Genomic DNA, 26,066 nt, shown 5'->3' on the forward strand with positions numbered 1-26,066 from the left:
TAAAATATAGTAGAGCTTATGGTAATTCTAGAAAGAATCGTTTTTGCATTTTAGTGGTGGTATAGCCTAAATGTTCATAAAATTGATGTGCAGCCGTACGTTCACTACCGGAGTTCAGTCGAATACCATGGACTTGGAATTCAGAGGCCTTACCAACTAATGCAATCATTAAAGCTTTTCCAAGACCCTGTCCGCGGCTGTCTTGATCGACTGCTAGTGCTAAAACATTGAACAGTTTCGGTGCATAGGTTTCTAGGTAAACCTCCGCATGCACATATCCTATCAATTGATCATCGTCGTCAACAGCGGCTAACAATAGATGGTGTTGAGGTTCACTTAATAACTGCTGTAATTGCTGTGTGGCAGCTGTTATTGGGTAGTCGTATCCAAGGGAAAGTTTATTTATTCGTTGAATGTTTGGCGCATCTTTGAGTAGTACTTTTCGAATCATGTGAAGTCCTCCAAAACTTACTTTTTAATTTTCAATAATAAGACGTATATTGCTAAAATGTCAATTTATGAATGATTAAAAATATTTATATAACAGAACAGATTTGATGTTTTTTTAGATTAAACGATCATATTATTTATTGGGAGTGATAGCATGCGTAAATATTGGCAGCAGGTTCTGATCTATACGCAATATTTTTCAAAGGTAGCGTGGGATAATCCAGGTGTGTTAATCTATACGGTCTGTTTGCCACTAGTGTTTTTGATCTTGAATACTAAGGATCACTTTTTCCAACAATTAACATTAACGCAGTATGCGAATTCAGTTATTCCGTTCATCGGTTGGATGATTTTCACTAATTGCTTAGTAACGGTGGCTAGTATTGGTGAGCTACGGGAACAAGGCTACTTAAAACAGTACCGGACGTTGGTTGTGAACGTATCGGTCTTGATTGTCAGTGAAGCCATAGTCAACCTGATCTTGTTACTAACAACTTTAACGTTAATTGCTGGATTGAGTAGTTTGGTCTTTCAGTTGCCGTTCCTTAAATTAATCGGCTGGCTCTGGCTAACCTTGGGACTAGCTTATATTCCTGTCATTTGTTACTGTTTACCGCTACTAGCAGTCAACATGCGTCAAAAAACGCTAAACACGATGGTGAATGCGATCTCGTTGATTATCATTGTTGGTTCGGTAGCGGTTAGCAATTTGGTTGTACTAGGAATGAGTAATATTTTCAGCAATGTGCTCAGTCCACTGTACTTGATAAGTAACTTATTTCGAATGCTGACAGTAGGAACGGCTAGTCAGTACATCCTAACTTATTCAATTTGCTTAGTTATTTTGATTATTGTGGGCGCTTGGAGTTACCGGCACTTAAAAATTTTACCTACGGAGGGATTGTAAGATGCAAGTAACACAGTTATCATATCAATTTCCTAAGGCCAAACAAGCCCTGTTTACGGATCTAAACTTTCAATTACAGAGCCCTGGTGTGAACTTTTTGATTGGTCAAAACGGCGTGGGTAAAACTACTTTAGTGGATATCATTACGGGTTTACGGCCAGCGACTGGAACGATTGACTGCCCACAGGATGCTATTTACTTGAACCAACAGTTACCGATGTTAACGTCGATTCGAGTTTGTGACGTTGCTAAGCTGGTGTTGGGGATTGAGCGGGGGCGATTACACTTTCAGCTAACAGAGTTTGAGTCGTGGGTTGACGCACCTACTTATCGGTTTTTGAAGCCCATTTGGGAACAACATTACGGTCAGCTTTCGGGTGGTCAGCGCAAATTGGTTCAGTTACTACTGTTTATGCAAGTTGATCGGCAACTGGTGGTACTGGATGAACCAACTGCTGCGGTTGACCGTCAGAATGTGCAGTTATTATTCGAAGTAATGCAGGCCCATCCACAGCGAACTTACTTGATGATTACGCATGACGTCCGTGATATTCAGGCTTTCGATGATTATCGGGTGTTGTGGTTACATGACCGCCAGATGACAACCCTAACCAAGGGTGAGTTTGAACGCTCGGACAATCAACAGTGGGCTTTTATCACCGCGTTTAAAGCTGAATAAAAAAACCGCTAATTCAGAATTTATCTGAACTAGCGGTTTTAGTCACTAACCGAAGTAGTAATGGTAAGCGATAATGATGACCCAAAGAACGATCCAGAGAATACTGAATGTTAGTTGGAAATAAGTTAAATGATAGCGGAACTTACGGAAACGATCGCTACCAGCAAGTTTGAATGAAAGCTTGCTAGTGTCTAATAATTGTAGATAATCATACAGCTTAGTAGGCCACAAGATGCTAACGGTTTGCACAATTACGAGCGCAATCAGTGCAACTACACCTGCTGGGTATACGATAGCAGTATTGACCGTAAATGCTGGTGCAATAATGTTAGTGTAGAGTAACCAGAATGAGGTTAAGCCTAACAGATAACCAATAATGCGAATAACATTGACGGTAATGACACGTACCTTCAGATCAGGCTGTTGTTTAATTAATGCACGGTTAGCTTGGTAGTGTAAAGTCCCAAAACGAGCAGTGTCACTAGTTAAATAACGATTCTGATACAAGTAAGGTAGTTGTGCCAGCAAGCCGATTAAAGCTACTACTGGAATCGCAATGATTGCGACCATCACTAGGTATTCGATCGTAGCAACGGGAACCATACTAACGCGGTAAGCCCAGCTGATCCAACCAACTAAGATTAGGAGATCCAGTGCTAATACTTGCCAGAGTTGTTGGCGACGGTAACGTTGAAAGTCATGGGTCGTTGCAAGTGTAAATGACGCTTGTGATGATTCATGACTGATCAGGTAATCATAGCTCTGCGTTGTCCATACTAATGCTGGAATCATTAATAATACAATCCCGACAATTAGCAAGATGACACTAGTGACCACGGCCCAGATTGGGAAGATCAAAAGTGGTAACTTAGTCGCAACGAGGTAGCTGCTGACTAGCAAACAGAGTACACCGATCCACCAGCAAGCTTGTAGACAGTAGTATAACCATTTGAGGTGTGGGGCTTGTTCCGTAATTTGACGACGTGCTTGCGATTGAAGCTTCAATTGGGCTTTCAATGGCAATGCCTTGGGTGCTTTCACGTAGGGCTGGTTGAGGTTACGGTAACCTAACCAACAAACGAGTCCTAGTAGGACCAGGAGAATCAAACAAATAATTAACATGGCATAAGTCCTTTAACAAAATATAGTCGTGCTTACTTATACTAGTGTAAAACGCAATTGTGGTCAAATTGTGACGATAGTTTAAAACTTGTGAAGTTTCTTAAGTTAACGGCGTAAATCAACCTATTTATTCGATGGCATGACTGATATCGATCGAATGGAAAACAGGTGATATAGCAATTATTGTTGTTAGTCTAGTTACAGATGAAATCTTTAAGGTTTCTTTGTAATTGAATTGTAACTGTGAGTAACAGTTTTCTATGGTACATTAGTCTTTGATTAGTAATTGAAGATAATTGTAAGCAGCAATAATGTTAAAAATCATACTTATGAACCGACTGTTAATACGTCTAAACATTGTTATTAGATTGATTGGTATAGTCATCTTGATATTCCGTTGAATATTTAAGTGAATTACATATTATGACTGTTTACGAGTGTTTTAAGTGCTAAATCCATTACGGAAAGGTGTATGGAAAGTGAAAATAAAAAAAAGATGGGGATTAATATTGGCGACCGTTGGGGTGTTGTTTACCTTTGGTGTGTCAATGAAAGCTTCAGCAGCTATTCCTGATATTTCAGAATGGCAGGGGCGTCTGACGAGTACCCAGGTTAGCAGTCTTAAGTCGCAGGTCAGCTTTGTTATCAACCGGGTTCAATATGGTTCGGGGTATGAAGATTTATATCACACTAGTAATGAAAACTTATATGTTAAATACGGTGTGCCATTTGGCTCGTATGATTTTGCAACGTTTACGAATGTGGCAAGTGCTAAGGCGGAGGCTCAAAAGTTCTACGCGCGGGCAAATAAAAACACGCGTTTCTATGTCTTGGACTTTGAAACCACTTCGATGAATAGCAGCACATCAAATGCGGCGGTTAAGGCTTGGTACAGTGAGATGCGCTCGTTGACGAGTAAAAAGTTGATCTTCTATTCTTACCAATCATTTGCTAGTACGTATGCCAATAGTTCACGCCAGATTTTTGATGCTCAGTGGATTGCAAACTATTCTAACCGGCCAACAATTTCTTATTCATTATGGCAGTATACTAGTTCTTACTACTTGAAGGCGTTGGGTCAAAACGTTGATAATAGTCTTTCCGATAGTTCATCGGTGACTAATTATCATCCACTGAGTTGGTGGCTGAGCACGTCATCTGCATCAACAACGACAACTGCTAAACCAGTGACTAAGCCAGTAGCCAAACTTGTTACGTATGCTTATAGTAGCTATAAAGTTGGCCAGTATGCGTACGTGTTAAATAGCGCGACTGGGTATTATGGTTCTACAAAAATTCCAACTTCTGCACGGCAGAAAATGTATAAAATTACGGCAGTAAAGGCATTGACTAGGTTTAAATCAAAACAAATTGTCTATGTTGCTGGTCTCAATAAATGGTTGTATGCTCAAGATATCAATGGTTACTGGGCTAATGGGGCGTATGGTGCTTTTAAGGTAACAGCCAATACGGCTATTTATAATAATGCAGCGTTAACCAGCAAAACCGGTAAGCAAGTTGCTAAGGGTGCCTCAGTTAAAGGAACGGTTGTTCATCAATCCGGCAATACGTATCAAGTCAAATTGGATAACGGTGGATATATTACTGGTCTAGTAACAGCATCGACCTATACTGCGATGGCAAAACCGAAACCAATCGTTTATGCCTACAGCAGCTATAAAGTAGGCCAGTCTGCGTATGTTTCAAGTGGTGCAATTAATTATTACGGTGGTGCTGCAATTCCAAAGTCGGTTCGGCAAAAGATGTACAGAATTACGGCGGTTAAGTCGGTTACCAAGTCCAGATCTAAACAGATTGTCTACGTTTCAGGTCTCAACAAGTGGTTACTTGCTCAAGATATTGGTGGCTATTGGCCATTAGGTTCTTCTGGAAAATTCACCATGAAATATGGGACAGCCAATGTTTACAGTGATGTTAAGTTGAGTCATAGATCAGGCAAAACCATTAAGAACGGGACTAAGTTTAGCGGGAAGGTTGTTCAATCAGGGCGGCTATATCGTATTAAACTCAGTTCAGGTGGTTACATTACAGCCGCAGTTCAAGAAACGAATCATTAGTATTTATAGTTAAATGAAAATAAGAGCGCAAAACCAAATTTTGGTTTTGCGCTCTTATTTTTGATTCAACAGTTAGTTAATACTCGTTGTAGTAACTAACTTAGTAAATTGATCGCTGTTTTGCTTGTTTGATCAAAGCAGCAAGGGTTGAAGCCGTTTGTTGTTCTGCTTGCTTTTCAGCAGCAGCTTCGGCCTTAGATTTTACTTGTGCAATTTCTGCAGTTGTCATCGTTGGGTCCGCAGCTACGGCTGTTTTCACTTCGGTAGCAACAGCTGTGGCAATTGCCGTCTTAGCAGTCTTTTCCTTTTGAGCAGCCGTTGTGGCTAACCACTTAGCTTGGCTTGTACTGAGGGTTACCCAGTCCTTAGGTAAAGTAAAGGTAACTTGACGACTCACTAATTCGTGATGTGTCCCGGTCCAAGAGAAGAGGAACTTCCAAAAACTGTTATCATAGCGCCAAGTTGTTGTCTTGGTAGCCATGCTAGCTTGATCAACGTTGCGATACGTCACGCGATTAGTTGTCTTAAGACTAGCTGGTGTATGACGTTGTTTGGATTGACCTTTTAAAGTATAGACGTAGACGCGTTCAGTTTTGGCCTTTTTAATAGGCTGATAAACTAACACGCTTAGTTCTTTACTGGTTGAAACAGAAGCAATCTTAACGGTTTTGGTGGTGCTGCCTTGATGCATGCCCCAATGCCAGTTGTCGTTACCAAGCATTAGTGCAGCACTGGCGATTAAGATAATGAAACCAATGCTACCAACAATACTTCGTTGCATCTTGGTCTCCAAGAAGAGCAAACCGCAGACGAAGATGACGATACCGATGAATAAAACGATTAAAATCATGCCGCCGCCTCCTGTTTTTGATTTTTAACGAAGAATGCTAAGCATAAATCAATGATCCCAAAGGCAGTTGCAACTAGGAAAGCGGCGTGGAAACCGTTCATAGCGGCAGTGTAGCTTTGGCTTTGATAGACTAAGGGTGCACTAGCTAAAAGGGCTTTAGCAGGAGCATCGTTTGACATGACATTTGCTAAGACACTCCCTAAAACGGCAGTCCCCATTGAAGTGGTTACTTGGCGCATGGTGCTATTAACAGCCGTTCCGTGACTTAACTGAAGTCCGGTAAGATCAACTGAACTAGCAGCCGTAACGGGCATCGTAACGAGTGCGACCCCAATCATAAGAATCGTGTATTCACAGATGATATAGCTGTATGGCGTTGTCTGAGTTAGTAAGGAGAATGGTAACGTTCCTAAGGTTAATAGGAACGTCCCAATCAAGGCTAAACGCTGACCACCCATACGATCATTCAAGTTACCACTGATTAAACTGACAATACCGAAAACAAGGGCGCCAGGTAAGATCATTAGTCCAGAATGGAATGGTGATAAGCCACGAACTTGTTGTAAGTACATTGGTAGAACAACTTGGATCCCAATCATGGTCGTGTTAGAAAATGCCGTAATTAGGGAAGCAATGGTAAATGATGGAATCTTTAATAAGCGAACATTTAAGAATGGATCTTTGGCTGGCCATTCGCGACGAACAAAGAGTCCGATGAAGATCAAACCAACGATGAAGCCGCCGATAACTGAAGGTGAACCCCAGCCGTTCGAACCAACTTCAGAAAACCCGAAGAGTAAACTCCCGAAACCAATTGTCGAAAGGATAATGGCAATCTTGTCGATTGGTGATTTTTTAACAGGAATAACTGGTCGTACAAAGATCAAAGAAAGAATCAGTACTAAGATAACTGGTGGAATAATAATACCGAACATATTACGCCAAGTTGAGTTATCTAGGATCCAACCAGATAAGGTAGGTCCTAAGGCTGGTGCTAATCCAATCACAATCCCACCGAGTCCCATCATTGCCCCACGCTTGTCAGCTGGGAAGGTTACGAGTAGGACCGTTTGAATTGTAGGGAAGGTAATCCCAACACCAACAGCTTGAATCAAACGACCGATAAAGATCATTGAGAAGCTATTAGCGGTGTAGCTGATAATTAAACCAACTAAGAAAAACGATAGTGCAGCCAAATAAATTGACCGGAGACTAAAGTTATTGATCAACCAAGCACTGATAGGAATCATGATCCCCATCACCAGTAAGAAGCCGGTCGTTAACCATTGAACGGTTGCGCTCGTAATATTGAACTCGCTCATTAGGGTCGGATAGGCAGTTACTAACATGTTGGTCGTTAGTGCAGTACAAAAGGTTCCGAACATCAGGGTCACCATTAACCAGGTTCGGTTAAATGGCTTACCGTTAACATCTTTCATTAAGAAAGCCTCACTTTTTAGACGTACGAGACGCCTTTGGATTTACACTCAATTGTAACCTGTTTTGGTCAGGAAATAAACTGTTTAGAACAGTTTATTTGAGATAAAACGAATTAATTTTAATTATTTATCTAGTTATGGCAATAACGCTTAAATTATTGAGTTTTTAGGGGTGAAATAGGCAACGCATAAACTAGTTTATGCGCGGTCAATAATTAAGATTTTAATTGGATGTTTTAGAAGTGTGACGTAAGCGAGTGATTTAACAGACTGTCAGATTAAAACCGTATCTTTTTTTTAAGAACATCTGATTGGTTCGCCTGCGCAACAAATTCGCAGTATGCTAAAATGGAAGCAGAATAGTGTGGAGGCGTTAAAATGAAAAAGCAAGTAACGATTATTGGTAGTGGTATTGTAGGAGCCGTAACGGCGTACTATTTGAGTGCTGATCCAACACTAGATGTGACCATCTATGATGAAGGTATCGGTCAAGCGACCAAGAATTCGGCGGGGATTATCTCACCTTGGCTTTCTAAGCGTCGAAATAAGCGCTGGTATCAACTCGCTAAGGATGGCGCTGCACTCTATCCTGAAATCGTTGATGCGACTCAGATGGGCTATTCAGTCTACCAACAAGCCGGAACGATTGTGACTCGTGAGAATCCGGATGACTTACAGGCATTATATTATCTTGCCAATGAACGTAAGCAACAAGCACCTCAAATCGGCCATATTGAAACGTTGACCGCTGCGGAAGTTCAAGATCGTATTCCACTGTTAACTAATCCACAACCGGGTGTCTTCATCAGTGGTGGAGCTCGGGTTGACGGTGATAAATTTGCACATAACTTACTGAAATACGCTGAAGAACGTAACTTAGTTCGCCATAAGGGGAAGGTTACGCTAGGGGATCAAGGGCAATTATTAACGACGCACGGTCAACAAAGCTATGATACCTTGATATTGGCTGTCGGTGCGTGGTTAAAACCACTGTTATTGCCAATGAAACTAGTTGCGGATGTTCGCCCACAAAAAGGACAGTTAATTGAACTGCAGTTACCCGAAACATGGGGTGATAACGTTCCCGTACTGATGCCTGAGGGTGAACGTGATTTTATTCCGTTTACGCGCAATAAGCTCGTTGTTGGTGCAACTCACGAAGATGATATGGGTTACGATTTGCAAGTCTCTTCCTTAATAGAGGATGACTTATTCGCCAGTGGGTTAAAACTTGACCAAGATCTAAATAAGGATGAAATTACGCAAGTGAAAGTGGGCACACGTGCCTATACCCGTGATTTTGCCCCATTCTTTGGTCCCTTACCAGATAATCCGCATATCTTAGTTGCCAGTGGACTGGGTTCATCAGGGTTAACAACGGGGCCAATGATTGGAAAGTTGTTAGCTGAGTACGTCCAAACGGGTCAACAAGATTGGGCTAGGTACACGAAACCAGTTGAGAACTATCTGGAAGAGGCCGATTAGTCGTTCTTTGAATGTAAGCCTTGCTGTGCAAGTTCGTGAGCGCCGTGATTCTGACTTTCTGGAATCCACTGCGTTACGACAAGTTGGCACTGATCTTGCAGATTCAGCAGTATGGCTAGTTCAATAGCGAAGTGACTGCTGTAAGCTTTGTCGACACTTTCAGCTACGATTTGACTGTCTGTGTAAAAAAAGACGGTCTGTTGCGGACCAAAAGTATCAATTAAGGTTTTAAAACCCGCAATTGCAGCCAAAAATTCAGCGGTATGGTTATCACTCACAGGTAACGGTGAGTGATATTGTTGTTGTTTGCCATTATTAATTAATAAAATACCCGCTGCGCTGTGGTGATCTGCTGCAGTGGCAGCATCGGTGTATAGTTGCATATAATTAGCTCCAGTATGAAAGGAATTTAAGTTCTGTGAATAATACTAAGCATACCTTTAGATATCAACCAAATCTAGTTTCTAGCATGATTGTGTGGTCATGGACGCTACTGATCCTATTTCTCGGTATCGTTGTTTGGCTTGAAATATTAAAATTCGAATGGTGGTTCTTACTCATTGGATTTGTGTTTATTGCCCTTTGTGTCGCACAAATTGGGTTGCGTCGAGTTTCTATTGACCGTAATTTGATTATTTTTAGTACGGTTTTAAATCGGTCTTGGTTAGTGATTCCCCGTGATCAATTGGAATCAATGGAACCAGTCCGTGGCGGTATCAAAGTACAAATCGACGGGAACAGCTATCAATTTTTAATGCTGAAGAAAGCGCGTCAAGCACTACTTGAATTAGTCTAAATCGTCAAATACACGAACTTTAAATGCATAATCAACATTTAAAGTTCATTTTTACAGCAAAACGGGTATAATAAAACTATCATAATTAAAGGGGCGGACTTAAATTGAAAGATATTGAAATTGCACAACAAGTAGAGCCAGCACCAATCACTGAAATTGCGGCTAAGGCCGGACTGACGGCAGACGAAATTGATCAATATGGTAGTACGAAAGCTAAACTAAAATTACCATTACCTGTCAAAGATACTAAGCGTAAGTTAATTTTAGTAACTTCAATCAACCCAACACCAGCTGGTGAAGGTAAGTCAACTGTGACAATCGGTTTAGGTGACGCCTTGACTAAAAATGGTCAAAATACGATGATTGCGCTACGAGAACCATCTTTAGGCCCCGTCATGGGTATGAAGGGTGGCGCCACTGGTGGTGGTTACTCACAAGTCATCCCTATGGAAGACATCAACTTACATTTTACGGGTGACATGCACGCGTTAACTGCTGCTAATAATACGTTGGCTGCGCTGATCGATAACCATATCCAACAAGGCAACGCTTTAGGAATCGATCAACGTCGAATTCAATGGAAACGGACACTAGATATTAATGACCGCGCTCTTCGTCACGTGGTGATTGGCCTAGGTGGGGCTACCTCTGGTGTGCCGCGTGAAGACGGCTTTGATATTACCGTCGCTAGTGAATTGATGGCGATTCTTTGTTTATCAGAAAACATTGCGGACTTAAAACGTCGGATCAACAAGATTTTGATTGGCTATACTCACGATCGCCAACCAGTGACCGTTGCTGATTTACAAGTTGGTGGTGCGATTGCACTGCTATTAAAGGAAGCTTTACGACCAAACCTTGTCCAAACACTAGCACATACGCCAGCGTTAGTGCACGGCGGGCCATTTGCTAATATCGCACATGGTTGTAATAGTGTGTTAGCAACGCAAGCTAGTCTGAATTTAGCTGATTATACCGTAACCGAAGCTGGCTTCGGTGCCGATCTCGGTGGCGAAAAGTTCATGGACATCAACACGGCGGCTGTGGGTCAAGCACCAAACGTTGTGGTTATCGTAGCGACTATTCGTGCTCTGAAGATGCATGGTGGCATGGCATTAGCAGACTTAGGAACTGAAGATATTGCAGCGCTGAAGGCTGGGATGGCTAACTTAGGTCACCACGTTCAGGCCATGCAACAATACGGTGTACCAGTCGTGGTTGCTATCAACGAATTTACGGCTGATACAGCGGCTGAAATTCAAGCAGTTAAGGACTATTGTGCTGACTTAGGGGTTAAAGCTATTTTAGCTGACGTCTGGGGTCAAGGTGGCGATGGGGCCGTTGAATTAGCACAGACGGTTGTTGAATTAGCAGATCAACCTAGTGAATTCAAGCCTTTATATTCAGTAGAGGACTCGATTGAAGCCAAGGTCCAAGCAATCGTCACGAAGATTTATGGTGGTGCACAAGTTGAATACTCAACTAAGGCTAAACGTCAATTGAAGACATTTGCTAAGCAGGGCTGGGATAAACTTCCTATCTGTATGGCGAAAACGCAGTATTCCTTGAGTGATAATCCTAAATTGTTGGGTGTTCCAACTGGTTTCACGATTAACGTCAGTGAATTTGTACCGAAGTTAGGTGCCGGCTTTATTGTTGCCATGACTGGCAATGTCTTAACGATGCCAGGGCTACCAAAACATCCAGCTGCTTTAGATATGGATATTGCGGATGATGGTCGAATTTCTGGGTTATTTTAATATATACGTTAAAAGTCGATGTGAAGCGCATCGACTTTTTTTATGTTGAATTCGATTATAAAGACAGATTCAATACGAAAGTCTATTGTTAACTATCAAATGTAGTGTAGCGATAGTTAGGATAAGTTTCTAACACACCAACAATACGAATGTCTAATAATCTGGTATACTTAAACAAGTTTAGCGAATTGTGAGGGTCACGATATGTGGATTTATTTGATTGTTATGGTTGGCCTGGTTGCGATTGATCAAGTGATCAAGGCAGCCATTGTTAGCCATATTGCACTAGGGGCAAGTACGACCGTAGTACCAGGACTATTATCACTAACTAATTTACATAATAACGGAGCTGCATGGAGCATTCTAGAAGGTAAAATGTGGTTCTTTTACCTTATTTCTGTGGTTGCACTGATCGTCATGGTGTACTTACTGTGGCGCCTGCGTGATAAGTGGCTCTATGAGCTTGGGATTACCCTAATGATCGCGGGCACACTGGGCAATTTCATTGACCGATTAAGAATTGGTTATGTGGTAGACATGTTCCAGCTCGATTTCATTAATTTTCCAATTTTTAACTTTGCCGATTCATGTTTAACTGTCGGTGTGATCGTCATTCTAATTGGTGTTTTACGGGATGATAGTTTTGATAAATAGCAAAAAGGGGTAGGTGATATCGTGGCAGGTGCGACGACTGAACAGCAGTTTTTAATTACTGACCAAACTGGTCGGTTGGATAAAGTTTTAGCGAGTCTTCAATCAGTATGGACGCGTTCGCAGGTTGATAAATTAATCAAGACGGACCAAGTAACCGTTAATGGCAAAATTCAAGCCAGCAAGTATCCAGTTAAGGCTGGTGACCAAATCGTCGTGCTAGCCCAAACGGTGCAGCATACGACGATTGAACCGGAAAATATTCCACTGGATATTGTTTACGAGGATGAAGACGTTATTGTGGTCAATAAGCCACAGGGAATGGTCGTTCATCCGGCTCCTGGACACCCGGACCAGACGTTGGTCAACGCGCTGCTTTATCACAGTCCACTGTCAACGATCAACGGTGAGTTCCGACCGGGTATTGTGCACCGGATTGATAAGGATACATCAGGTCTGTTGATGGTTGCTAAAAATGATCAAGCGCACCAATCTTTGGCTGCTCAATTAAAAGCCAAGACTAATCTGCGTGAGTACGTGGCGTTAGTACATGGTGTGATTAAGGAAGAAACGGGAACGATCAATGCACCTATCGGACGGTCACCTAAAGATCGTAAGAAACAAGCGATTGTTAAGGACGGCCGACCTGCAGTAACCCATTTCAAGGTTTTAAAACGTTACTTACACTATACGTTGATCAGCTGTCGACTAGAGACTGGTCGGACGCACCAAATTCGGGTGCACTTGCAGTCAATTGGTCATCCGTTAGTAGGCGATCCGTTGTATGGCCCTAAGAAAACATTAAAGGGTCGGGGGCAGTTTCTGCATGCCCGGTTACTCGGTTTTAAACACCCAGTAACGGGTGAACAGTTAACCTTTGAAGCACCGCTACCGTCAATTTTTACAACGACCTTAGCGAAGCTTGACAAAACCGACTTGAATCATTAATCTAACAGTAATGAGCGTCCTTTAATCCGGCCCTGAGAGACTGAAAGGTGAACGTTAACAATGACTTTTCATCGACGGTCGTGACACTATGTCCGGCCGTCTTTCTTTGTAATGCTGGTGGCTCAAATGACACTTAAATCATCCTTGGGAGGCAATCATGCAAAAAGAAGTTGTTGATTCAATGGCGATGAAACGGGCATTGACCCGGATCACGTACGAAATTATCGAACAAAATAAAGGGATTAAGAACGTGGTATTGGTAGGCATTAAAACGCGGGGTGTTTACTTAGCTCAACGGATTGCGGCCCAACTACAACAGCTTGAAAATACAGTCATTCCGGTAGGCGAATTAGACATTACGGCTTTTCGTGATGATCAGCCGCTGGATCAAGCTAGTGCACCAGCTGGTTATCAGTTGGCGTTTACGGTAGCAAATAAACGTGTGATTTTAGTTGATGACGTCCTCTTTACTGGGCGGACAATCCGCGCGGCTTTAGATGCCCTCATGGGTGGTGGCCGACCTCAAAGTATTGCATTAGCAGTACTAGTTGATCGTGGTCACCGAGAATTACCGATTCGTGCGGATTTTATCGGTAAGAATATTCCAACAGCTCGCCAAGAACGTATCAAAGTTGCCGTTAAAGAGATTGACGGTCACGATAGTATTGAGATTATTAACTAGCTTGAATAAAAAAGCAGATAAGAAGGGATCGCAATGGCAGACCGTTATTTAATTCTTGAAGATGGCAGCGTCTACTTAGGTGAAGGCTTTGGATCACCAGCGGTTTCTACTGGGGAAATCGTGGTCAATACGAGTATGACTGGTTATCAAGAAATCATTACGAATCAGATTTATCATAACCAGATTATTGCGTTTACTCAGCCAACCATTGGTAGTTACGGCATTAATCATGATAGTTATGAGTCGATCTTACCAACCGTTAAGGGAGTCGTTGTCCGTGATGTTGCAAGTATTTCAACTAATCGGCAGCGGCGTTGGTCATTAGACCAGTATTTAAAGCAGCAAAACATTCCGGGTATCAGTCATATTGATACCCGGCACTTAGCCAAACAACTACGAGCAAGCGGGCCGATGAAAGCAAGTATCGTTGACGTTGCGGATGCGCATGCTTTTGACCAATTGGGTGCAACCGTCCTGACAAATCAGCAGGTTGCAGCAGTTGCCACGCCAAAACCATTTCCTAATCCAGGAACTGGACTCAACGTCGTGGTGATTGATTTTGGTCTCAAACACGGTATTTTACGCGAACTCAGTAAGCGGGCCTGTAACGTTACAGTGCTACCTTATACCGCTACAACTGAAGAGATTATCAACCTTGATCCAGATGGCGTCGTGTTATCAACTGGTCCTGGTAAACCTCAAGATTTGCCGACAAGTGTCATTCAAATGATTCAAGGTATTCAGACACGGGTACCGATGTTTGCGATTGGTCTCGGACATGAGTTATTTGCTATGGCAAATGGTGCTCAAATTATGAAGCTTTCACCAGAACACCACGGGGCTAATCATCCGATTCGTGAAGTGATTACTAATCAGATTATTTATGCGTCACAAGGTCAAGGGTTTGCGGTTGATCCCGCAACGATTGATCGCAATAAGCTGATCACAACTTATGTGGATCTAATTGACGGTACGATTCAAGGACTACGTTTCCGTGATTTTCCAGCATTCTCCGTTCAATTCTTTCCAGATGGAGCGCCGGGTCCGACTGAAACACGCGGGATCTTCGATGAATTTGTTGAATCTATGCAACAAGCAAGGGGGCCAATCTGGTGAACAATCAGGTACTACAAAAAGTATTAATCATCGGTGCGGGTCATAATGATATCGGTCGTGAGGGCCAGCATGATGCTGCTGTTACGCAGATTGGGGCGACTATTCGTCGTCTCGGGATTGCGGTCGTCTTGGTTGATAATAACGCTTATTCAGTTGCTGCCGAAAACCGGTTTGCGGATAAGGTTTACATTGAACCGTTGACGGTCGCATCCTTATCAAGGATCATTGAGATTGAACAACCGGATGGACTGATTCCATCATTAGGTGGGATTCAGGGTGTTAATCTGATTCAGAGTTTAATTAGTAATAATGTGCTCAAAAATAATAATGTCCGACTTTTACAATGGGATCAGAATACGGTTGATATGATCGTTAACCCAGCATTAATGAGTAACCGGTTGAAGGCGATGCACGAACCTGTTATTTCGTCACAAGTGGTTGCGAGTGAAGCCGAGGCAATGGCTGTCGTACGTAACGTCGGTTTCCCTGTCATTGTAAAATCCGTTGCGCCCCGTATTGAAGCCAGTCGGCAACTCTGTGAAGACGAGGACGATCTACAACGCGCATTGACGATGGGCTTTAAAGTTTCGGGAACCAAACAATGTATTGTGGAACAGAGTATCGTGGGCTATAAGGAACTTGAATTTGTTGCCGTGCGCGATCATAAGGACACGGCCTTGCTAATCAGTGGGATGGAGAACTTTGATCCGGTTGGGATTCACTCGGCAGATTCAATCGTCTTTGCGCCGACGCAAACCATTACTGATCAGGAATATCAACAATTTCGAGTAACAACGCTGAAGATTATGCGTAACTTACATCTGAGTGGTTCGTGTCACGTACAATTTGCGTTAGATCCAACGACGCAGAACTATTACGTGATTAAAGTCACGCCTTATTTTGATCGCACCATGGCGTTAGCGGCCCGAGCAACGGAATATCCGCTAGCACAAGTCGTCGCTAATCTGATTGCCGGCATGAGTTTGGCTGAAGTTAAGTTATTAGGAAATTATCGTAAGCAAACGGCGTTGATCGAACCAGTTTTGGATCACATCGTTTGTCGTATTCCAGCCTGGCCATTTAACGTGCTGAATAAAGTCAGTCATCAATTGGATACCGTTACGGAGTCAACCGGTTCCGTGATTGGGATTGGCCGTTCGACAGAAGAAGCCCTATTGAAAGGATTGCGTTCAACTGATGAATCGCGTTATCACGTGATTGCCAACCAACCACAGGATTATTCGGAAGGTGAACTGATCCAACGCTTGATTCACCCACAAGCTGGGCGGATGTTAGTTCTCTTAGAGGCCCTTAACCGGGGTTATCAGATTGATGAGTTGGCCGAACTAACGAAGATCGATGCATTTTACTTCTATAAATTAAGTCATATTTTAGAGATTGAACAAGCTTTGCGCGATCGGCCATTTGACGTTCATGCTTTAGGGCGAGCCAAGTATTTTGGCTTTACTGATGAAGATGCGGCTGATGCTTGGCAAACGGATACTAAACAGGTCCGGCAGTTTGCGTTAGAGAATGAGATTCAACCGACGTTTAAGGAAGTTGAATCAACGGCTGGAGAGTTTGTCGAACAAACCAACACCTACTATTCAACTTATGAACTTGATAATGAGAGTCAGCAGCAGACAGGACGGCGCGCCGTTGTAATTGGGACCGGTGCAAACCGCATCGGAACCAACCACGGTAATGACTATATGGTTTCGCAACTGCTTTTCTACTTAAAAAAAGCGGATTATCAGCCTATCCTCATTAATGCCAATCCTAACAGTGTTGCAATGACACCACAATTGGCGACTAAACGTTACGTGGAACCTAAACAGTACTCAGATATTTTGAATGTCTTGGATATTGAGAAACCCGAAATTATCTTGACGACGTACCACGATTACCGATTGGGGCAGTTATTGAAATCATTGGACTATCAAGTGATCCAGATCAACAACAGCTTACCACGGGAACAGGTTAAGACTAATGATTCGCCAGCCGTAGAGGTTATTTCTGATGGAACCACGGTTCAAATATTTGGGATCAGTGAAATTATTGCTGGTAATAATCTACGAGCTAATGTTAGAGGATCAATTGAGGTCTTTCCAATTCAGGATAAGGCTGAAAACCAAGCGATTGTGGCTTTAAGCAAAGAAATTGAACAACGGGTACTAGCGTTAGGACTACCAGGGCTGTATACCGTACGTTTGACGATTGCTGATGAACAGCTCAAGTTGGCGACGATTGAACCAATGAGCATCGCTATGATGGCCTTGATCAGCAAGGCAAGCGGCTCAAGTGTCACCCGGTTGTTGTTGCACGTTAAGTTGGGCGAACCATTGTCTAAAGTGATGTATGATTATCCGGATAGTAGTAAGTTGAAGACGATTTTCGTGCAGGCGAATACTTTTCCGTACAATCAATTACAGATGTATGATGAGAATGAGATTACGGGAGAACCAGGTCATGCAACTGGATCAGTCATTGCTCATGGGGAAACATTGAAAGCTGCTTTGGCGGCATTGAACGCGGGCAATGAGGATACTGATTTTTAATCATTAATTATTTAAGGGAGTTAGCAGATGAGAGTAAGAAGGAATGTGTGGGCACCAATCATTATATTGATTGCCGCACTGATTGTGGCTTCACCGATTATACTAAATAAAACGGCAGTTCTAGGTGTAGATAGTTACTTCCACTATAACCGAATTTATGAAGCAGCAATGCAGATTCGACACCATAACTTTAGTTTTTTAAATTTGTATTCGTTTCAACAATCAGGTCGGATTATCAATCAATTGTATAGTCCGCTAATCACGTATATTTGTGGGGGGATACTCTTACTAGCCGGTAACTGGCTTCGTTTTCAGATCATCTCGATTGTTTTAGTCAGTTTTATTGCTGGCTATTCACTGTATCATGGTGCGCGTAGATTAGACTTACCGTTTAAAACTTCAATTGCATTAGGCGTTGTTTACTTATCGTCTTTCTCAATTTATAGTTTTATCTTTGGATCTAACTGGCGAGCAATAGCATTGGCTTTCTTACCATTATTGATCGGACCAATTGTTGATTTTTATAAGGGTGATTGGTCACTAGGCTCAATGCTATCGCTGGGTGTGATTGTGGGGATTATTACGCAAGCACAGATCATGACAACAGCGTTAGTACTACCAATATTAGTGCCATTCTTTGTTATCGGATTGGTTAAATCACAACGCAAACTTCGTAGTCTTGGTTACTTATTAGTTGCCGTTGGCTTAGCGTTAATTCTTAGTTTGAACGTCGTCATGCCATATTTAGCAGTTACTGGTGGTGAGACGTTATTACCACCAACAAAGCTACCTTTAGTTCTGGGTGTCACTAATCTTGTTGTTCCATTTGTTGATCACAGTACGCCACTCAGCATTTCAATTCTATGTTTAGTGTTTTATTTTGCGATGGCAGGTCTCATTTGTTTCTGGAAAAAGGCGACCTGGATGTCACGATTACTATTGATCATTGCAACAATTTATATCGTATTGGGGACGACGCTAGTTCCTTGGCAACAGATTGATGATTCGTGGCCAATGCTAGGTCGCTACCTCCAATTACCACGACGGTTTACAATTATCGGGATCTCATTCTTGATTTTAGGTGCGGCAAGCCTATTCCGCGATATTTTAGATACAGATTCTGAAGAACAGCTTAATGATCGGGTTGGATTAATTGCCAGTGTAATGGCAATTGCTTCCGTACTCTCATTAGCGATTGCGACTGCTAATACGGTTGGCATGTACCAGAATCCCTCAGTCAAGTTATCTCAGGGACTCGGAACCACTGATACTAATGTGAATAGCGTCGTTTATCAGGGTAAAAAAATTACTAATATTGTTCAAATTCAGCCAGCGTTCCATACAAGCAACTTATCCACGCTAATTCGGATCGTTGCTCGAACAACTCCTGATTATGTGCCGGTCAAAAAAGTTGATAACCACTATTCTTACTATAATGGTTACAATAAATATGTGGTTAAGCAGTATCGTAAGTACAAGCATACGGTTAAAAAGGGCGGCATCATGACCATGTCTTGGACGAATAAAGGTCGGGCTAAGCGGCAACAGATTCCGATAGTTGCATACAAGCAGACTAAAGTAACCTTGAATGGTAAGGTGCTGAAACACAGTAGCTTTAAGCCAACAAAACTTGGGACAATTAAAGTTAAAAGTCAGCATGGTAAAAATACGTTGAAAATAGTCTATACACCACGCAAGAGCAGTATTCTTGGCATTTGGATTTCGATACTTGTGTGGATTGGTGTCGCAGTAGTTGCTTTGGGACGTGGTTTTAAACGTCAAAAAAGTGAACAAAGCTAGGCTATCATGAATTAAATAGGTGTAATGTCAAGAACTGGCCAACTAAATTTAGTTGACCAGTTTTTTATATTCCAGTTTATGTTTGCGCTTACAAGTGTGTTATGCTTTATTTAAGCAATTAACTATCGAGAAAGTTGGCTAAATACATTGACTAAAACCTTATATATGATGCGCCACGGACAGACCTTATTCAATCAGCTAAAAAAGATTCAGGGCTGGTGTGATTCACCTTTAACTGCGAAGGGAATCGCGGATGCTAAACGGATTGGTGCCTACTTTGATGAACAGGGGATTACTTTCGATCATGCTTATTGTTCAACTCAGGAACGTGCTAGTGATACGTTGGAACTAGTGACGGATCAACCATATGAACGTTTAAAAGGAATCAAGGAATGGAACTTTGGGATCTTTGAAGGTGAGAGTGAGACACTAAACCCTCAACCAGACCCCGTTCGTCATAGCCACGGCGATTTCTTTTTGCAGTATGGCGGTGAAAATGATCTTCAGGTGCAGCAACGGGTGGTTGAAACGCTAACTAAGGTAATGGAACGTCCTGATAACCAACAAGTTTTGGCGGTTAGTCATGGTGGTGCTAGCTTCATGTTCTTACGGCGCTGGTTATCAGTTGAAGCGATTGAACAGCAGGGGATTAAGCTGGATAACTGTGCTGTCTTGAAATATCAATATGATGCGGGAGTCTTCACGTTTGCCGGGATTTATAATTTACCACAACTAGAGACTGCAACAACTGTTAAAAATTAAAATTATGTAAACTAGATTCTGCGAGACTATATCATAAACTGATTAGATTGAATAATTAAAACCGGCCACCCAATCTTTTTGCTGGGTAGCCGGTTTTATTACTTACGCCAAAACGTCGTGGTATTGATTTTGGTATCAAGATTATATTGGATTGCTTGTGTTAATAAGGGGTAGTTAACGGGCTTAGTAAAACTGATTTTCCAAAGCATCTTAGTGGTTTCATCACCGGCAGCCACAATTTGATCATGGAAGTGATCGAGCGTGACTTTTTCGAGTGCGACGCTGAAGTGTGGTTTGGCAACGCTAAAACCAATGATGAACGTATCGTGGTCAGTGAACATTGGTTGATTCCAGGCTAACTTCGGTTTTAGTTGTGGAAACGTGGTATGCACCCAGTTGAGCACGGTGATAAAAGCGATTTGATGATCTGCATCGTCGATGGTCGCTAAAAAAGGGGCAAAAACTTGTAAGTCGTCCGTTAAATCAGTTGTCATTGGCGTATCCTCCAGTATTAGATACTTTTAGTGTAGCGAAGGGCCTGTTTAAAAGCAAATTATCCCGCTTAGATCAGTCTTTAAATAGCTGATCTAAGCGGGATAATATTGTCACGTGACAAGCCCACTACGATTTGAAACGTGATTTTAATAATAAGCCTAATTAGTTAGTTGCCAGAGCCAGTACGGATGCTTATCTGGAACATAGTTGATGACGTTGGTTCGGATTGATGTCTGGGGATGATTAGTGTTAACGAGTTCGTATGATTTTTGCATGGTATCAGTTCCTCTCCTGATTGAATAACCTAAGTTTAGTCGGAAACAGGATGAGGGACTACTGGGTTTTGATAAGGAGCATCTAAGATTTTCTTAGAAAGCCTGATTATACGTTTGACTGCTTGAAATAATGGTAATAGGCCACCACAATTCGTTTGGCTTGATTGTGGTGGCCTATCACTACTTAGAAGGTTAATTCAAGTATTGTTCTGGTTGCGACCACATCGTTTGTAAATCATTAAAGAATTTACTGAGATGGTAACCATCCGCTGTAGCGTGGTTGATTGTAATGCTGAGTGGCATCGTTGTTTTAGCCGTACTAGTTACAAATTGTCCCGCTTGAAAGATCGGGAAAAACGTTGTTAAGGGTTTGAATGGTAGTGGCGTATAACTTGTAAAATGAACGGTGGGTAAACTACCGATATTCACTAAGTTCGGCGTTTGCGGTGCTTTAGGCATCGGACCTGGCGTCTGGCTGTATTCAGCTTGATCAGTCAAGTAGCACTGATAAAAAGTCTGGAAATCCGGATCAAACGTGGTCCACAGATTAGCCATGGTGTGATCAGCATGCAAGATCGTATACGACGGGTGTAAGACATCGAAGGTAACGAGTTGCTCATTCACGTAACCGACCCGCATTTCGGGATGTTCCGTTAGTAATCGGCTAACCAAATATAGATAAATCGCGTTGAATTTAATATGATGAGTCCGCGCCCACGTGTACGTTGGGGTAATATCCATGTCAACGGTGAGGCTGAAACCACTTGGATCCATTTTAGTGAAGTAGTAAAAGTAAGGTTGACGCGCCCAAGTGGTTTGATCGATCAGTTCGGCGTGCATGTTGGGCTGTTCAGTTGTCATGTTAGTCCTCCCAGTCTTTTGGTCGTTGGTTATAACCATGTTCGTCGAATGGCTGCAACTGATGTAACCATTTTGTTTTAAGTTCCTTTAACGTTGCTCGCATATTTTGAACATCGGTTGTGTCTTCTTTAAATAGGATGCTGTAAGTAAATGCGTCGGCACCGAGCTCATTCCAGTCCGCTTGTAACGGGGTATTGCGGTAAAAGTTTTTGTTCAAGTTTAATTGATAAAAGTTCCAACGGTTATGCAAATTTGGAACCGTATCGATCCAGATTTTTTGATTGCGTTCATTCTTGATCTGGATCACGCCGTAATAAGTTGGCGCCATTTTATAAGCTTGTTGTAGGGCTTGTCTGTGTTCAGATTGCACTGCTATTCCTCCTTAGTGGTTCGCCAGTATTGACGACCGTCCGCTGTTCGTTTGAGAAAGCCGTAGTCAATCAGGTAACGTCTGACTGTCGTGAAGTCAAAGTAGATCGGACGTAGGTAGCCATTTAATTCATCTTCTGAAAGTCGCTGATCACTCGGAATCTCATCAACGATGCGAGTCAAGATGATAACGATCGTTTTTTGCTTTTTAGGCCACCGCTTCAGTTGTAGTGGAGTCTGGTCAAAGTCAAAATAATGCTGCAGGGTTGTAGCAGCTTCATCCTCGGTAATCATAAAACGGTCGTCAACGGGGCCCGTCTGTGTAGGGACCTCAATCAGATCATTAGCAGCCGTGGCTTGGTCAAAGACTGATTGGTAAATGGCTAAGTATAATTTAGCCTGTTTGGCCTTCTCACGAAACGTAAATTTTTGATGGCGAATCGTCGCCGCCGCAAGCTGAAACTGAGTAGCGAGTTCTGCATCCTTAATTCCAGTAGCAAAAGCCGTCAGTAGATCCTGTTGCTTCGTTGTCAATGTGTTGTAACGGCTATTCAGATGGATCAGTTGAGTCTGATTACCACCGTGAACAACGGTAAGATGTTGTTGAATATCAGTAATTGCTGTATCTAAAGGCCAGTTAGCATCACAGTAGTTACAGTTGTTAGTTGATGCGGTAGCGTGCCACCCTTGAATCAGGTCGGTGACGGATAATTGGGTTAAATCCATATGAGTCCCTCCAATGAGTATGATTATACGATTGTTTATCGATATTGTAAACACGACTGGTTAAATAAAGTTTATCGATTTGATAAACAAATTATTTTGAATGGTGTTTATTATTATTGTAAACACGCTTTAAACAGTTTGACATCAACTCGTAAAGCACTTACGATGAAGGCCGCTTCTAAGTTGAAAGGGTGTGACCATATGGAAAAGTATCATCGAGCGTTTGGTGTCTACGGTATTATTGGTGACGAACAGGCGTTGATCGTCACTAAGAAGTTTGGCGGTCCTTATACGAACCGCTACGATTTACCAGGTGGCAGTTTGGAAGATGGCGAGGCGCTTGACCATGCTATTTACCGTGAAATCCAAGAGGAAACTGGGTTGCTACCAACGACACTGCATCAATTGGGTGCAACGAGTTTCCGTTATCCCTGGACATTTGAACAGTGGCAATTCAATCAACACATTGCGATCTTTTACCGCGTTGTTGCAACGGACGGCAGGCTAGCTCAACAGGTTGCGAATTTTGCTGGTCAGGATTCACATGGCGCACTGCGAGTTCCGTTAGATGAATTAATATTAGCCAACTCGTCACCGCTAGTTTTGAAAGCGAAACAGGTCTTACAAACTGGGCACTTCGATCCGGCTGATACAGTCTATGATCAGTGGACCGTTTTAGAACAGCCGGTTTATTAAAACTTATAAATTTAAATAGTGATAAATGAAAATTTGCCCCCTAATCATTCGGCATGTTCTACCGATGATTAGGGGGCAAATTAGTTTACTAAGATTTTGGTGTTAGTTGCTCAACCAGGTTGGCATCTGGTGAAACGTACAATGTCTTTTGTCCTTCGTAAATGACAAAACCAGGCTTAGCGCCATTCGGTTTGCGAATTCGACGAACCTGCACGTAATCGACGGGCACCGTAGCTGAACTGCGCGCTTTCGAGAAGTAAGCGGCTAAATTAGCAGCTTCTGATAGCGTCTGTTCACTCGGGTTATCTGAATGGATGATAACGTGGGAACCCGGAATCTTTTGCGTATGCAACCAGTAGTCACTCTTGCGAGCAGTCTTAAGAGTCAACTGATCGTTTTGACGATTATTCTTACCGACAGAAATTTCAGTACCATCAGTAGCCGTGAAAGTCTGCGGCTGGCTAGGCTTACGAGAACTGCGTTGCTTTTTCTTTGACTGATTCTTCTTCATGTAACCCTGTTGCATGAGTTCTTCCCGAATCTCCGCAATATCAGCAGGGCTTGCTAGCTCGATTTGGGTTTGGATGTTGTCCAAGTAATCAATCTCAGTTTGGGTGAGTTCAATCTGTTCGCCAACATAAATGACGGCGTTCTTTTGTTTTTGGTAACGGGAGAAGTATTTCTGTGCGTTACGCGAAGGTGATAATTGATTCGATAACTGAATTTCTAGTGGTTCGTTATCATGATAATAATCAGGTAACGAAATTGTTGTCATGCCACGCTTGACTTCATGCAAGTAGGTCGTCAGAATTTCACCCTTAAGCCGTAGCTCGTCTGCTTGTTTGGTGTTTGCTAACGTCTGTTCGAGTTTTTTAAGCTTAGTACGATTCTTCTTTAGGTTGTTTTTAACCACTCGAATCAAGTTACCGGCTTGCTGCTGAACACGTTCGCGTTGAGCAGCATCGGCGTAATAGAAATCAAGCAGTTGACTCAACGTTTCAAATTGGCGGGTTGGTTCGCCAAAGTGGGGGAACGGACCGGCTGCAAACATCGTTTTACGATTAGGCAGTGTCAGCAAAGTGGCCTGTGGTTGGTTGAATTGATCAAAAAAGGCTTGATAGTGTTGCGCTAAGTCACCGGGTTGGTGAAGATCGGCAGCTAGTTGTTGTGAACTGTCACGGCCTAGTCCTTGATAATGCTGTTGCAACTGTTTAGCTAAGACGTCTTCGTTAGGATAGTCCTTCACTAAAGCTAAGTAATCTGAGTTAGTCGTAAATGGATCTTGCTTATCTTGCTTAGGCGGTTCGATATAAGTTGCGCCAGGTAGCAGAAGACGGTAACGGTTTTGATCGGCGCCAACGTGCTTGATTGCATCTAAGATTCTATTGGTCTGACGATCAACTAAAATAACGTTACTGTGACGAGCCATAATCTCGATGATTAAGACCAGTGTTTCGGTATCGCCCAATTCATCACGGGTCGTAACCGTCAGATGGACGACGCGGTCATTGGCTGCTTGACTCACATCGGTGATGATGGCGCCTTGCAAATACTTGCGCATCATCATCGCAAAGTTAGTCGGTACCGCCGGATTAACGTAAGGAATCTGAGTTACTTGAATCCGTGGATAAGTTGGGTCAGCCGATAATAGTACGGGCCAATTTTTTCGATTTGCACGGACTGTTAAGATTAATTCGTTTTGGTAGGGTTGATTGATTTTAGAAATACGTCCACCAATTAGTGTCTGACGTAGTTCAGTGACCATGGCGTGGGTGAATAAGCCATCAAAAGACATGTGATCACTCGCTTTCTGAATGTATTCGTTACTGACTGCTTGAGAAAAGCAGTTAACCTTTATAAGTATACCGTTTTTTAAGGTTGAATAACAAGCGAGCAGCCTAGTATTACGGGGATTTTGGTTTTAAACTAAGCAGGCATTTGATGATTTTGAAAGCTCAACTAGTGAGTTATTTCTAGGCTGAAAAGATTAAATGTAAAAGTGTTATATACAAAAACGGTATCACCAACATTTTTATAATAAAGCTGTCGCGTTTGATTGGCCGATGTTGTATAATACAATTATGCGTTTTAATTTTTAGGAGGAACCATCATGAAATCAAGCTTAACTGCACTCGCCGGAACCGCCAAACAACAAACGGCCGTATTAAAAACGATCACCAAGGCACAGGGGATCACCGTTGCGGAGTGGCAATTACTAATGCAGCTGCAAGCTGGAGCCGATACGCAAGAAAAATTGGCTAATGCCATGCAACTGGATACCTCAACGTTAAGTCGTCAATTAGCCAGCTTAGTTAAGAAAGAACGACTGGATAAGACGGCTATTGGGCGTGATCGCCGGCAATTAGTCTACACGGTAACATCAGCTGGTGCGGATGCGGTAACGGCCATTAACGATGACTACCAACGGTTTGAGACCGAAGTTTTCGAGAAGTGGCCCCAGGATGAACAGAATTTATTGCGTATCCTACTTAACCGATTGAATAAATCGGTGGCTAAAACCTTGGAGCCATAGTTTAACCAATGTGACAAGGTAGAGTCTC

General features: G+C 42.5%; 25 protein-coding genes. 15 read left to right on the top strand and 10 right to left on the bottom strand.

Translation table 11 applies throughout. From position 1 onward, the window contains the following. Positions 1 to 16: 16 nt before the first annotated feature. On the bottom strand, positions 17 to 451 hold the full coding sequence (locus tag ACG95_RS06155) for a GNAT family N-acetyltransferase (protein WP_047999675.1): 435 nt from the start codon (positions 449 to 451) through the stop codon (positions 17 to 19). Between the two features lie 153 nt (positions 452 to 604). Between ACG95_RS06155 and ACG95_RS06160 the strand changes: the two genes are divergently transcribed. After that, positions 605 to 1,357, top strand: a complete 753-nt coding sequence (locus ACG95_RS06160) for a hypothetical protein (protein ID WP_047999676.1) — start codon at positions 605 to 607, stop codon at positions 1,355 to 1,357. 1 nt (position 1,358) lies between these two features. Next, positions 1,359 to 2,036 (top strand): ATP-binding cassette domain-containing protein, encoded by a 678-nt coding sequence (locus tag ACG95_RS06165; protein ID WP_047999677.1) that lies wholly within the window; start codon positions 1,359 to 1,361, stop codon positions 2,034 to 2,036. 45 nt (positions 2,037 to 2,081) lie between these two features. Here ACG95_RS06165 and ACG95_RS06170 read toward each other — a convergent pair whose 3' ends face one another. Continuing rightward, positions 2,082 to 3,158 (bottom strand): hypothetical protein, encoded by a 1,077-nt coding sequence (locus tag ACG95_RS06170; protein WP_047999678.1) that lies wholly within the window; start codon positions 3,156 to 3,158, stop codon positions 2,082 to 2,084. A 479-nt stretch (positions 3,159 to 3,637) separates the two neighbouring features. On the opposite strand from ACG95_RS06170, the gene ACG95_RS13980 reads away from it, so the two are divergent. Beyond that, positions 3,638 to 5,236 carry a GH25 family lysozyme gene (locus ACG95_RS13980; protein WP_237756463.1) on the top strand — a complete coding sequence of 533 codons (1,599 nt, stop codon included), beginning with the start codon at positions 3,638 to 3,640 and terminating at the stop codon, positions 5,234 to 5,236. Between the two features lie 100 nt (positions 5,237 to 5,336). On the opposite strand, the gene ACG95_RS06180 is transcribed toward ACG95_RS13980, so the two are convergent. Continuing rightward, a complete protein-coding gene (locus ACG95_RS06180) occupies positions 5,337 to 6,086 on the bottom strand; it encodes a DUF4811 domain-containing protein (RefSeq protein WP_047999679.1) in 750 nt (249 codons plus the stop codon). Beyond that, positions 6,083 to 7,525 (bottom strand): MDR family MFS transporter, encoded by a 1,443-nt coding sequence (locus ACG95_RS06185; protein WP_047999680.1) that lies wholly within the window; start codon positions 7,523 to 7,525, stop codon positions 6,083 to 6,085. Before ACG95_RS06185 ends, ACG95_RS06180 begins: the two co-directional genes overlap by 4 nt. Positions 7,526 to 7,903: 378 nt before the next feature. Here ACG95_RS06185 and ACG95_RS06190 point away from each other — a divergent pair, with 378 nt between their 5' ends. Then, positions 7,904 to 9,010 carry an NAD(P)/FAD-dependent oxidoreductase gene (locus tag ACG95_RS06190; RefSeq protein ID WP_047999681.1) on the top strand — a complete coding sequence of 369 codons (1,107 nt, stop codon included), beginning with the start codon at positions 7,904 to 7,906 and terminating at the stop codon, positions 9,008 to 9,010. Here the strand turns inward: ACG95_RS06190 and ACG95_RS06195 are convergent. Then, positions 9,007 to 9,393 carry a ribonuclease HI family protein gene (locus tag ACG95_RS06195; protein WP_047999682.1) on the bottom strand — a complete coding sequence of 129 codons (387 nt, stop codon included), beginning with the start codon at positions 9,391 to 9,393 and terminating at the stop codon, positions 9,007 to 9,009. The two genes, ACG95_RS06190 and ACG95_RS06195, sit on opposite strands and share 4 nt — an antisense overlap. A 35-nt stretch (positions 9,394 to 9,428) precedes the next feature. On the opposite strand from ACG95_RS06195, the gene ACG95_RS06200 reads away from it, so the two are divergent. The 9 genes from ACG95_RS06200 to ACG95_RS06240 all read left to right on the top strand — a co-directional run bounded on the left by ACG95_RS06200 (position 9,429) and on the right by ACG95_RS06240 (position 20,083). Further along, a complete protein-coding gene (locus tag ACG95_RS06200) occupies positions 9,429 to 9,806 on the top strand; it encodes an EbsA family protein (RefSeq protein WP_047999683.1) in 378 nt (125 codons plus the stop codon). A gap of 104 nt (positions 9,807 to 9,910) precedes the next feature. Next, complete coding sequence (locus ACG95_RS06205; RefSeq protein WP_047999684.1) at positions 9,911 to 11,566, top strand: formate--tetrahydrofolate ligase; 1,656 nt, start codon at positions 9,911 to 9,913, stop codon at positions 11,564 to 11,566. 204 nt (positions 11,567 to 11,770) lie between these two features. Continuing rightward, entirely contained in the window at positions 11,771 to 12,220 is a 450-nt protein-coding gene (gene lspA / locus ACG95_RS06210; protein ID WP_047999685.1) for a signal peptidase II, read from the top strand. A gap of 21 nt (positions 12,221 to 12,241) precedes the next feature. Beyond that, on the top strand, positions 12,242 to 13,165 hold the full coding sequence (locus tag ACG95_RS06215) for an RluA family pseudouridine synthase (RefSeq protein WP_047999686.1): 924 nt from the start codon (positions 12,242 to 12,244) through the stop codon (positions 13,163 to 13,165). Between the two features lie 157 nt (positions 13,166 to 13,322). After that, entirely contained in the window at positions 13,323 to 13,847 is a 525-nt protein-coding gene (gene pyrR, locus ACG95_RS06220) for a bifunctional pyr operon transcriptional regulator/uracil phosphoribosyltransferase PyrR (protein WP_047999687.1), read from the top strand. A gap of 33 nt (positions 13,848 to 13,880) precedes the next feature. Beyond that, positions 13,881 to 14,963: a carbamoyl phosphate synthase small subunit gene (locus ACG95_RS06225; RefSeq protein ID WP_047999688.1), complete on the top strand. Its 1,083-nt coding sequence runs from the start codon at positions 13,881 to 13,883 to the stop codon at positions 14,961 to 14,963. Further along, the gene (locus ACG95_RS06230; RefSeq protein WP_047999689.1) at positions 14,960 to 17,521 is read left to right on the top strand and encodes an ATP-binding protein; all 2,562 of its coding nucleotides are present in this window, start codon (positions 14,960 to 14,962) and stop codon (positions 17,519 to 17,521) included. Before ACG95_RS06225 ends, ACG95_RS06230 begins: the two co-directional genes overlap by 4 nt. A gap of 27 nt (positions 17,522 to 17,548) precedes the next feature. Next, positions 17,549 to 19,321: a hypothetical protein gene (locus tag ACG95_RS06235; protein ID WP_047999690.1), complete on the top strand. Its 1,773-nt coding sequence runs from the start codon at positions 17,549 to 17,551 to the stop codon at positions 19,319 to 19,321. Positions 19,322 to 19,468: 147 nt separating this feature from the next. After that, on the top strand, positions 19,469 to 20,083 hold the full coding sequence (locus ACG95_RS06240) for a histidine phosphatase family protein (RefSeq protein ID WP_047999691.1): 615 nt from the start codon (positions 19,469 to 19,471) through the stop codon (positions 20,081 to 20,083). Between the two features lie 98 nt (positions 20,084 to 20,181). On the opposite strand, the gene ACG95_RS06245 is transcribed toward ACG95_RS06240, so the two are convergent. The 4 genes from ACG95_RS06245 to ACG95_RS06260 all read right to left on the bottom strand — a co-directional run bounded on the left by ACG95_RS06245 (position 20,182) and on the right by ACG95_RS06260 (position 22,809). Then, positions 20,182 to 20,577, bottom strand: a complete 396-nt coding sequence (locus ACG95_RS06245; protein ID WP_047999692.1) for an iron chaperone — start codon at positions 20,575 to 20,577, stop codon at positions 20,182 to 20,184. Between the two features lie 468 nt (positions 20,578 to 21,045). Then, positions 21,046 to 21,714: a chloramphenicol acetyltransferase gene (locus tag ACG95_RS06250; protein WP_047999693.1), complete on the bottom strand. Its 669-nt coding sequence runs from the start codon at positions 21,712 to 21,714 to the stop codon at positions 21,046 to 21,048. A gap of 1 nt (position 21,715) precedes the next feature. Further along, positions 21,716 to 22,042 carry a GIY-YIG nuclease family protein gene (locus tag ACG95_RS06255; protein ID WP_047999727.1) on the bottom strand — a complete coding sequence of 109 codons (327 nt, stop codon included), beginning with the start codon at positions 22,040 to 22,042 and terminating at the stop codon, positions 21,716 to 21,718. Between the two features lie 44 nt (positions 22,043 to 22,086). Beyond that, positions 22,087 to 22,809 carry a DUF2087 domain-containing protein gene (locus ACG95_RS06260; RefSeq protein ID WP_047999694.1) on the bottom strand — a complete coding sequence of 241 codons (723 nt, stop codon included), beginning with the start codon at positions 22,807 to 22,809 and terminating at the stop codon, positions 22,087 to 22,089. A 201-nt stretch (positions 22,810 to 23,010) separates the two neighbouring features. Here ACG95_RS06260 and ACG95_RS06265 point away from each other — a divergent pair, with 201 nt between their 5' ends. Further along, on the top strand, positions 23,011 to 23,505 hold the full coding sequence (locus ACG95_RS06265; protein WP_047999728.1) for an NUDIX hydrolase: 495 nt from the start codon (positions 23,011 to 23,013) through the stop codon (positions 23,503 to 23,505). Between the two features lie 88 nt (positions 23,506 to 23,593). Here the strand turns inward: ACG95_RS06265 and ACG95_RS06270 are convergent, their stop codons facing one another. Beyond that, the gene (locus ACG95_RS06270) at positions 23,594 to 25,300 is read right to left on the bottom strand and encodes an NFACT RNA binding domain-containing protein (RefSeq protein ID WP_047999695.1); all 1,707 of its coding nucleotides are present in this window, start codon (positions 25,298 to 25,300) and stop codon (positions 23,594 to 23,596) included. 315 nt (positions 25,301 to 25,615) lie between these two features. On the opposite strand from ACG95_RS06270, the gene ACG95_RS06275 reads away from it, so the two are divergent. Continuing rightward, complete coding sequence (locus ACG95_RS06275; protein WP_047999696.1) at positions 25,616 to 26,038, top strand: MarR family winged helix-turn-helix transcriptional regulator; 423 nt, start codon at positions 25,616 to 25,618, stop codon at positions 26,036 to 26,038. The last annotated feature ends 28 nt before the right edge of the window (positions 26,039 to 26,066 follow it).

The organism is Lactiplantibacillus herbarum (assembly GCF_001039045.1).
GTDB classification, from domain to species: domain Bacteria; phylum Bacillota; class Bacilli; order Lactobacillales; family Lactobacillaceae; genus Lactiplantibacillus; species Lactiplantibacillus herbarum.

What these genes read in the sequence shown, in the direction of transcription:
- ACG95_RS06155 (WP_047999675.1), bottom strand. Translation starts at nt 451, where the DNA reads ATGATTCGAAAAGTACTACTCAAAGATGCGCCAAACATTCAACGAATA.
- ACG95_RS06160 (WP_047999676.1), top strand. Translation starts at nt 605, where the DNA reads ATGCGTAAATATTGGCAGCAGGTTCTGATCTATACGCAATATTTTTCA.
- ACG95_RS06165 (WP_047999677.1), top strand. Translation starts at nt 1,359, where the DNA reads ATGCAAGTAACACAGTTATCATATCAATTTCCTAAGGCCAAACAAGCC.
- ACG95_RS06170 (WP_047999678.1), bottom strand. Translation starts at nt 3,158, where the DNA reads ATGTTAATTATTTGTTTGATTCTCCTGGTCCTACTAGGACTCGTTTGT.
- ACG95_RS06180 (WP_047999679.1), bottom strand. Translation starts at nt 6,086, where the DNA reads ATGATTTTAATCGTTTTATTCATCGGTATCGTCATCTTCGTCTGCGGT.
- ACG95_RS06185 (WP_047999680.1), bottom strand. Translation starts at nt 7,525, where the DNA reads ATGAAAGATGTTAACGGTAAGCCATTTAACCGAACCTGGTTAATGGTG.
- ACG95_RS06190 (WP_047999681.1), top strand. Translation starts at nt 7,904, where the DNA reads ATGAAAAAGCAAGTAACGATTATTGGTAGTGGTATTGTAGGAGCCGTA.
- ACG95_RS06195 (WP_047999682.1), bottom strand. Translation starts at nt 9,393, where the DNA reads ATGCAACTATACACCGATGCTGCCACTGCAGCAGATCACCACAGCGCA.
- lspA (WP_047999685.1), top strand. Translation starts at nt 11,771, where the DNA reads ATGTGGATTTATTTGATTGTTATGGTTGGCCTGGTTGCGATTGATCAA.
- pyrR (WP_047999687.1), top strand. Translation starts at nt 13,323, where the DNA reads ATGCAAAAAGAAGTTGTTGATTCAATGGCGATGAAACGGGCATTGACC.
- ACG95_RS06225 (WP_047999688.1), top strand. Translation starts at nt 13,881, where the DNA reads ATGGCAGACCGTTATTTAATTCTTGAAGATGGCAGCGTCTACTTAGGT.
- ACG95_RS06235 (WP_047999690.1), top strand. Translation starts at nt 17,549, where the DNA reads ATGAGAGTAAGAAGGAATGTGTGGGCACCAATCATTATATTGATTGCC.
- ACG95_RS06245 (WP_047999692.1), bottom strand. Translation starts at nt 20,577, where the DNA reads ATGACAACTGATTTAACGGACGACTTACAAGTTTTTGCCCCTTTTTTA.
- ACG95_RS06250 (WP_047999693.1), bottom strand. Translation starts at nt 21,714, where the DNA reads ATGACAACTGAACAGCCCAACATGCACGCCGAACTGATCGATCAAACC.
- ACG95_RS06255 (WP_047999727.1), bottom strand. Translation starts at nt 22,042, where the DNA reads ATGGCGCCAACTTATTACGGCGTGATCCAGATCAAGAATGAACGCAAT.
- ACG95_RS06260 (WP_047999694.1), bottom strand. Translation starts at nt 22,809, where the DNA reads ATGGATTTAACCCAATTATCCGTCACCGACCTGATTCAAGGGTGGCAC.
- ACG95_RS06265 (WP_047999728.1), top strand. Translation starts at nt 23,011, where the DNA reads ATGGAAAAGTATCATCGAGCGTTTGGTGTCTACGGTATTATTGGTGAC.
- ACG95_RS06270 (WP_047999695.1), bottom strand. Translation starts at nt 25,300, where the DNA reads ATGTCTTTTGATGGCTTATTCACCCACGCCATGGTCACTGAACTACGT.
- ACG95_RS06275 (WP_047999696.1), top strand. Translation starts at nt 25,616, where the DNA reads ATGAAATCAAGCTTAACTGCACTCGCCGGAACCGCCAAACAACAAACG.